We start from the raw sequence: 6,629 nt of genomic DNA on the forward strand, positions 1-6,629 counted from the left end.
GGGTGCACCTTGCAAAGACGCCAGAGGACAAGGCGTACGCCCGAGGATTCAACGCTGGCAAGTACTTCGCTCGAAAGCAGGCCGCATGGTGCGTCGTATTCGGGGCAGTAGTTGCCGTCGTGATTAGCGTTCACGCCTGGCACTAAGGAAAGAGGAAGCGGACATGAAGGTGTATGGATTTGATGACGTCGACGTACATCGCGGCGAATTGAGGGCGGCGGAGGCTGAGCCCTGGGGCCTGCGTTTCCCGGGTGAGTTGCAGGCCCGGCTGGACTGGGAGTTTATGTCAACTCGATTTTCTGAGGCTCGCACCGAATTGGTATTGCGGATGGAGCAGCAAGACGTCGATCCGGAATTGATCGAGGGTGTCCGGCGGCTCAAAGCCGGCTGGCTGCCGGTGGAGGAAGCATGATCAAGATTTTAAAAGAACCTACATATGTTGACCTGGCAAGGCTATCCGCTTTGCTGCCTTTTAGGACCGGCCCGGACGAAGGTGTCCTGTGCGTGCGTTTGCTGATGGTCATCTTTTACGCCCGAGATATCGCCGGCAATGCCAGCCCAGAAAATCTAGCCAAGTACCTGAAGGTTGACTCCAGGTTCTGCGGAAGAATGACTGGGCTCTTGAGGCGTCACGGAATGATTTGCATTGATGACGCCGGGGAAGACGAAGGCTGGCCTCTAAGGGCGCTCAATTTGGAGCCGACCATGGAGGGCATCAGCTTTGTCTGTGACCTGAAAGACAAGCACGGGCTCTTTTGGGTAGGCGATGGAACTTACTACACGATCAGAGGCTGAGTTATGAGCAACAACAAGTGGCAGCAATTGGAAGAAGGCCTGTCAGGTTTCTTTTGCAGCGTGGCGGCTGTCGCTGATGGCCACGAATTGACGTTTTTGAGACGCCTGTACAAAGAGCGCCTGGTGGTTGAGGTCTACGTGGATGGCTGGATCGAAGGCCAGTGGTACAAGGCTACGGCGGAAGGCGAGCCTGAGCACCCACAAGCACGATTCTGGCGGCCGTACCGCACCCGTCCTTACAAGCTGAGCGAGTACAAAAGCCTGAAGCGGGTGTTCGGGAAGAAGCGCGCCGATGAGATGACGGCCCTGCAAACCTGCGCCTTCATGCCGTACTGGAACACGCCAAAGAGCCTGGTACGGCACCTGAAGAAACACTTCCCGGATCTCGAACTGAAGCCGGCCAAACAGGAGGACACGCTGTGAGTGACAACCCCTTCCTCAATGACCACGGCTACGGCCCCCAAAGCGCCGCCGATCGCATCTATGCCGTCGAGCGCTTTGATCTGGACGAGTGCCGCGCGGCGCTGGACGTGCCAGGCCTGCAGAAAGCGGTGGCCAACAAGCTGCACAGCCGGATCCGCAAGCTGGAATGGGAGGCCGAGAACCTGCGCCATACCGAACTCGGGCAGGAGCTGCGTTGCACCAAGTGCAACGACTTCTGGCCGGACGACAAAGAGTTCTACTTTCAGGCCGGCGGCCGCAGCCAGCAGCCCTGCAAGGCCTGCTATGCACTATTGCCATCCCGCGCCGCCCGTAAGGCCGGAGCTGCCGCAAGGGTGCAGCCATGAGCATCAATCAACGCGGCCTGGCGCAGGTGCATATCGCGGCCAAAGAACTGGGCATGGACGACGACACCTATCGGGCGCTGCTGGCCCGGGTGGCTGGCGTTCGCAGCGCCAAGCATTTGAACGCGAGGCAGCTCAGCCAGGTGCTGGATGAATTCCGCCGCCTGGGCTGGGTGCCGAAGCCCGGCAAGAAAGCCGGCCGCAAGAAACCACGCACCCCGCCCAGCCGCAAGGCGGTGATGGATAAAGTGGAAGCGCTGCTGGCCGAGGCGGGCCGGCCCTGGGCCTACGCCGACGCATGGCCCAGCGCATGTTCCAGGTGGATCGGGTGGACTGGCTGGACGATGACCAGCTATTCCGCCTGATGCAGGGACTACTGGTAGACGCACGGCGACACGGAGAAGAATCAATGGGTAATCACGACCATGAGCAAACCCTGGCCCTATTCGAGGACGAGCTGGACGATTCTATGCTGGAATACATGGACGATCCGGAGATCCTGGCCAAGTGGCCCCAGGGCTGACCGACATGCTGAGCATTCTGGAGGCCGCGTTCGTTCGGGATGGCGCCGTGGTGGCGGATGCCCGACGGCTGGCCTTCCGGGCCGTGCGTGCGCTGGCCGGTTTCGCCGGCGGCCGCAGCCTGTATGTGCCCAAGGGCGAGCAGCTGGAGACGGCCTTGAGGGACCGGGAGATCTGGGAGCGCCACAACGGCACCAACGTCAGCGAGCTGGCCAAGGCCTACCACTTGACCGAGGTGCAGATTTATTCGATTCTGGCACGCCAGCGCAAGATGATCCGCGCCCGCCTGCAACCGGGGCTGTTCGGCGACTAGCCAGCGCGGTAGTCGCCCGGCCAACGCCTTTTCTCTTTTCCGATTATCCCCCGAATTATTCTCCGACAAATGCCTGAACCGCTGGCATTTAATAATCCGCTTTATTCCCTCCTTATAGCGCCCCGCCGATAGCCTGAAGGTCACTGAACTGCTGACCACCCACGATCAGGCGAGGCGATCATGACTGAAACCTGCACCACCGACGCATCACCGGTATTGCCCCGGGTGGCGGCTCGTCGTCGCCTGCTCAATACGGTGGCGGACCTTCAGCGCCAGCGCCGCACGGCCGTTCCCGGACCTCTGATCTGCGTGGCCATGAACGCAGCCAACGAACAGGACAAGGCCAAGGTGGCCAACAACCTGGCCGGCCTTCAGACCACCGGTTACCTGGACGTGCAGCCATTGCGCGACAACCCGATCGCACCGGCTTCCAGCTCACCCCATGGGGACGTGAGCAGCTGGCCCTGGCTGCCGGCAAGGCCAAACCCACTGTGGAAAAATCGTTAGACACCCGGCCACCACACACACCTCTAACGCACCAGAACCGGCCAAGCCATCCATTGAGATGGCCTGCCTGCTGTGTGAACTCGCCGAAGTCCTGAGCGCCCAGATCGCCGCTGCTCAGAAGGCCAACAACCTGGCTGAGGTGCGCCGGCTGATGGCACTGGGCCGGCGCCTCATTGATACCGAAAAGGAGCTGAGCCAATGAGCCAGATCAGCAAGAACTTCCAGCGCGCCGAGTTTGCCTGCAAATGCGGGTGTGGTTTTGACACCGTAGACGCCGTGCTGCTGCGGTTGTGCAGGACGTGCGCAAGCACTTCAACGCACCGATCACGATCACCAGTGGCTGTCGCTGTGAATCCCATAACGCCAATGTTGGCGGTAGCCCGAACAGCCAGCACCTGCGCGGCCGTGCCGCTGACATCCAGGTGGAAGGCGTGGATCCGCCACTGGTCAGCCAGTGGCTGGAGAAAACCTACCCCGATCTCAGCATCGGCCGCTATGACACCTTCACCCACATCGACACCCGCACCAACGGCCCCGCCCGTTGGCGCGGATAGGAGAACGCCATGATTGCCTGGCCCGACACCCGAGGTACCCCAGCCGCACGCTGCCCTTCGTGGCCATCAGTTGGCTGGTGGTCACCGTTAAATTCCTGATTGCCGGCATGACCCTGGGCCCGCTGGGCGAGATGCCCAAATGGACGCCGGCGTCTATGGCAGCGCTGTGGCGCTGATCCTCGCCATCTGGGTGGGCGTGAGTGGAAACAGAAAAGCATGGAGGCCAGCCGTGGGAATACTTGAGCTGCTGATCGGTGCCGCCATCGCGGTTTTGGGTGCCCTGGGCTACGCCTTCAAAAAACGGGCGACGCTGAGAAGGCCACCCGCCAGGCGGAAACCCGACGGCCGAACACAACCGGGCGGCCAGCGATGCCCAGGCCAGCGCACCCAGGCCATGGCCAGAACCGGCAAACGCCAGCGCGAGCAGCGTACAAAGCCGGACACGCAGAAACGCGATGACCTGGAGGGCCACTGGTGAGAACACTTGTAAAGAGCTGGTGGTTATTTCTCGTGGTGCTTTTGACCGGCTGCACCACGCGGCCATTGAGTACGTCACCACACCGTTACCAGTGCCGCCCCGGCCGGAGCTCCCGAGCGTCAGCGGCGAACAGCTCCAGTGCCTGAGCGACGAAACCTACACCGCACTGGTCAACCGGGACCGGCAACGGCGCGACTACGCCGAGCTGCTGGAATCGATCATTCAGAGCACACACACGCCACAGCAGTAAGGGGACGTTATGGGGTGGTTGATGTTGATCCCGGCTATCTCAAGCTCGGGCTGGATCTGTTGCAGCTGATCGGGCTGGTGTTGCTGGCCGTGTACACCCACATCACCCAACGCAGCAAGGTGAACGCCCGGGCCATCGAGAAGGTCTCGGCAGCGCTCACCCAGCGCATGGACGACAAGGAAGACGATGATGACGAAAAGCGCGGTCACCTGGAAAGCCGGTTGGCCACCTGGAGCGCCGGATGGACGTGGCGGAGCACCAGCTGACAGTGGTACCCACGCACCACGACATGGCCATCACCCACAAACGGATGAGCCGGGTGGCTGAGCAAATGGAGAACATGAGCGGCCAGATGGTCGCCATGAACCGGCAGTTGGCCATGATCAATGAGTACCTGTTAAACGAGAAGCGGGTGACACATGAATTACCGCCAGTACACAGCGGCAGACCAACGCCTGGTAATCCTGCAGGCGCTGGAGGAAGACCCGGATACAGCCACAACGAGGCGGTATTGCGGGGTGTTCTGGCAGTGTGGGGCATGAGCTGTCCCGGGATGCGCTGCGCACGGAGCTGGCCTGGCTTCAGGAACAGGGACTGGTGACGCTGACACAGGCCGGAGACATTCAAGTGGCGCGCCTGACCGCCCGGGGCGAGGACGTGGCCCTGGCCGTGCCCGCGTGCCGGCGTGGCGCGGCCGCGCCTGGAGGGCTGAACCATGGGCCGAGTGAGACCGGGCAGTGTTGAGCGCCTGCCGGACGACGTGCGCGAGCAGCTGCAAGCGCTGCTGCGCGACCCCGCGTTACCCAGTTGCAGGCCACGGCGCGAATCAACGACATCCTGGAGCGGAAGGGCACGAAGAGCGCCTGAGCAAGAGCGCCGTCAACCGCTACGCCGTGCGCATGAACCAGGTGGGTGAGAAACTGCGCCAGAGCCGCGAAGTGGCGGAGATGTGGATTGCCAAGCTGGGTGCACAGCCTCAGGCCAGCTCGGCAACCTGGTGAACGAGATGCTCCGCTCCATGGCTTTGACCTGGCGCTGAAGCTCCAGGAGGCGAGCTGACTGAAGAGTCCATGCCGGCGGTGATTGAGATGGTCAAGGAACTGTCCCTGTCCGTTACCGGCTGGAGCGGGCCAGCTCCGAGAACGTCAAGCGCGAGGCGGAGATCCGCAAACAGGAACGTGAACGCGCGGCGGAAGAAGCGGCTGCGAGCGCCGAGAGCGCGCCCGGGCCCAGGGCCTGTCCAAAGAGGGCGTGGCCGCCCTGCGTGCGGCCATTCTTGAGGGCATGGCATGAACCAGAAGCCCCTCGCCCAGGCTGTGGCCGACGCGAGCCAGCCGGTCAGCACCGCTGCCATCCTGCTGGGTTACCAGCAGAAGTGGGTGGCGGATAACAGCGCTGTAAAGGTGATTGAGAAAAGCCGCCGGATCGGCCTGTCCTACGCCGAGGCGGCTGACGATGTTCTGTACGCGGCCAGCGACGAGGGCGCCAACGTCTATTACATCTCCTACAACAAGGAGATGACCCAGGGGTTATCCAGGACTGCGCCGGCTGGGCCAAGGCATACCAGGCTGCTGCCAGCCAGATCGAGGAGTCCGTGATCGAAGCGGATGACAAACAGATCCTCACCTACACTATCAAGTTTGATTCCGGCCATCAGATCCAGGCGTTCACCAGCAACCCGCGCAACCTGCGCTCCAAGGGCCGCCCGGTGAGCGCCTGGTGATTGATGAGGCCGCCTTCGTCGACGACATCGAGGAGCTGCTGAAGGCCGCCATGGCCATGACCATCTGGGCGGCCAGATCCGCATCATCAGCACCCACAACGGCGAGGACAACCCGTTCAAATACGCTGATCAACGACATCCGCGCCGGGCGTTACGACTACAGCCTGCACCGTGTGGACCTGGACAACGCCCTGGCCGATGGCCTGTACCGGCGCATCTGCCAGGTCACCGGTCAGACCTGGACCCGCGAGGCGGAGGTGCAGTGGCGCCAGCAACTGATCAACCGCTACAAGCCCAACGAAGACGAGGAGCTTCTGCATTCCGGCCCTGGGTGGCGCAGCTACCTGACACGGGTACAGGTGGAGGCCTGCATGGCCGATGCCCCGGTGCTGCGCTTGACGGTACCCGCGAGTTCAACGCCCTGCCGGAACCTGCCCGCCGGGACGCCATGGCGACTGGATCCGCGAGCACCTGGAGCCCGTGCTGCGCACCCTGGACCGGCAGCGCGCCATGCCCTGGGCCAGGACTTTGCCCGCAGCGGTGACCTGTCGGTGATTGCCCCATGGAGATCGGCTCCACCCTGCACCGCACGGTGCCGTTCCTGGTGGAGATGCACAACGTGCCGTTCAAGCAGCAGGAACAGGTGCTGTTCGCCGTTGCAACGGCCTGCCCAGGCTGTGCGGCGTGGCCATCGACAGCCGGG

The 6,629-nt window shown here is 62.6% G+C and carries 17 protein-coding genes and 1 pseudogene; all 18 read left to right on the forward strand.

The features are described 5' to 3' along the window. Window positions 1-163 precede the first annotated feature (163 nt). The gene (locus tag msub_RS20715) at window positions 164-412 is read left to right on the forward strand and encodes a hypothetical protein (RefSeq protein ID WP_048495453.1); all 249 of its coding nucleotides are present in this window, start codon (window positions 164-166) and stop codon (window positions 410-412) included. Then, entirely contained in the window at window positions 409-795 is a 387-nt protein-coding gene (locus msub_RS20720; protein ID WP_048495452.1) for a hypothetical protein, read from the forward strand. The genes msub_RS20715 and msub_RS20720 overlap by 4 nt, the downstream gene beginning before the upstream one ends. A gap of 3 nt (window positions 796-798) precedes the next feature. Beyond that, window positions 799-1,218, forward strand: a complete 420-nt coding sequence (locus tag msub_RS20725) for a hypothetical protein (protein ID WP_048495451.1) — start codon at window positions 799-801, stop codon at window positions 1,216-1,218. Next, entirely contained in the window at window positions 1,215-1,583 is a 369-nt protein-coding gene (locus msub_RS21920) for a hypothetical protein (RefSeq protein ID WP_197083802.1), read from the forward strand. Before msub_RS20725 ends, msub_RS21920 begins: the two co-directional genes overlap by 4 nt. Continuing rightward, window positions 1,580-1,945, forward strand: a complete 366-nt coding sequence (locus msub_RS20735) for a regulatory protein GemA (RefSeq protein WP_197083911.1) — start codon at window positions 1,580-1,582, stop codon at window positions 1,943-1,945. Before msub_RS21920 ends, msub_RS20735 begins: the two co-directional genes overlap by 4 nt. A gap of 163 nt (window positions 1,946-2,108) precedes the next feature. Beyond that, a complete protein-coding gene (locus msub_RS20740) occupies window positions 2,109-2,414 on the forward strand; it encodes a Mor transcription activator family protein (protein ID WP_156182843.1) in 306 nt (101 codons plus the stop codon). 180 nt (window positions 2,415-2,594) lie between these two features. Beyond that, the gene (locus msub_RS20745; protein WP_048497969.1) at window positions 2,595-2,921 is read left to right on the forward strand and encodes a hypothetical protein; all 327 of its coding nucleotides are present in this window, start codon (window positions 2,595-2,597) and stop codon (window positions 2,919-2,921) included. A gap of 58 nt (window positions 2,922-2,979) precedes the next feature. Next, window positions 2,980-3,123, forward strand: coding sequence for a hypothetical protein (locus msub_RS21705; protein WP_156182844.1), 144 nt, complete (start codon window positions 2,980-2,982; stop codon window positions 3,121-3,123). Window positions 3,124-3,211: 88 nt separating this feature from the next. Next, on the forward strand, window positions 3,212-3,475 hold the full coding sequence (locus msub_RS20750) for a D-Ala-D-Ala carboxypeptidase family metallohydrolase (RefSeq protein ID WP_227506875.1): 264 nt from the start codon (window positions 3,212-3,214) through the stop codon (window positions 3,473-3,475). After that, window positions 3,463-3,651, forward strand: coding sequence for a hypothetical protein (locus tag msub_RS21925; RefSeq protein WP_197083913.1), 189 nt, complete (start codon window positions 3,463-3,465; stop codon window positions 3,649-3,651). The genes msub_RS20750 and msub_RS21925 overlap by 13 nt, the downstream gene beginning before the upstream one ends. Window positions 3,652-3,704: 53 nt before the next feature. After that, entirely contained in the window at window positions 3,705-3,953 is a 249-nt protein-coding gene (locus tag msub_RS21930; RefSeq protein WP_197083914.1) for a hypothetical protein, read from the forward strand. Further along, entirely contained in the window at window positions 3,931-4,203 is a 273-nt protein-coding gene (locus msub_RS20760; protein WP_197083915.1) for a hypothetical protein, read from the forward strand. The genes msub_RS21930 and msub_RS20760 overlap by 23 nt, the downstream gene beginning before the upstream one ends. A 14-nt stretch (window positions 4,204-4,217) precedes the next feature. Next, window positions 4,218-4,469: a hypothetical protein gene (locus msub_RS20765; RefSeq protein WP_048497971.1), complete on the forward strand. Its 252-nt coding sequence runs from the start codon at window positions 4,218-4,220 to the stop codon at window positions 4,467-4,469. Further along, a complete protein-coding gene (locus msub_RS21935; protein ID WP_048497972.1) occupies window positions 4,445-4,804 on the forward strand; it encodes a hypothetical protein in 360 nt (119 codons plus the stop codon). The genes msub_RS20765 and msub_RS21935 overlap by 25 nt, the downstream gene beginning before the upstream one ends. A gap of 136 nt (window positions 4,805-4,940) precedes the next feature. Beyond that, entirely contained in the window at window positions 4,941-5,204 is a 264-nt protein-coding gene (locus msub_RS21415; RefSeq protein WP_156182845.1) for a phage protein Gp27 family protein, read from the forward strand. Between the two features lie 288 nt (window positions 5,205-5,492). Beyond that, window positions 5,493-5,801, forward strand: coding sequence for a hypothetical protein (locus msub_RS21940; protein WP_053077991.1), 309 nt, complete (start codon window positions 5,493-5,495; stop codon window positions 5,799-5,801). Further along, the gene (locus tag msub_RS22435) at window positions 5,798-5,926 is read left to right on the forward strand and encodes a hypothetical protein (RefSeq protein WP_264750700.1); all 129 of its coding nucleotides are present in this window, start codon (window positions 5,798-5,800) and stop codon (window positions 5,924-5,926) included. Before msub_RS21940 ends, msub_RS22435 begins: the two co-directional genes overlap by 4 nt. Continuing rightward, window positions 5,923-6,629, forward strand: a pseudogene (locus tag msub_RS20835) (hypothetical protein); the annotation flags it as partial. The gene msub_RS22435 and the pseudogene msub_RS20835, both read left to right, overlap by 4 nt.

Source organism: Marinobacter subterrani, assembly GCF_001045555.1.
Lineage (GTDB): Bacteria > Pseudomonadota > Gammaproteobacteria > Pseudomonadales > Oleiphilaceae > Marinobacter > Marinobacter subterrani.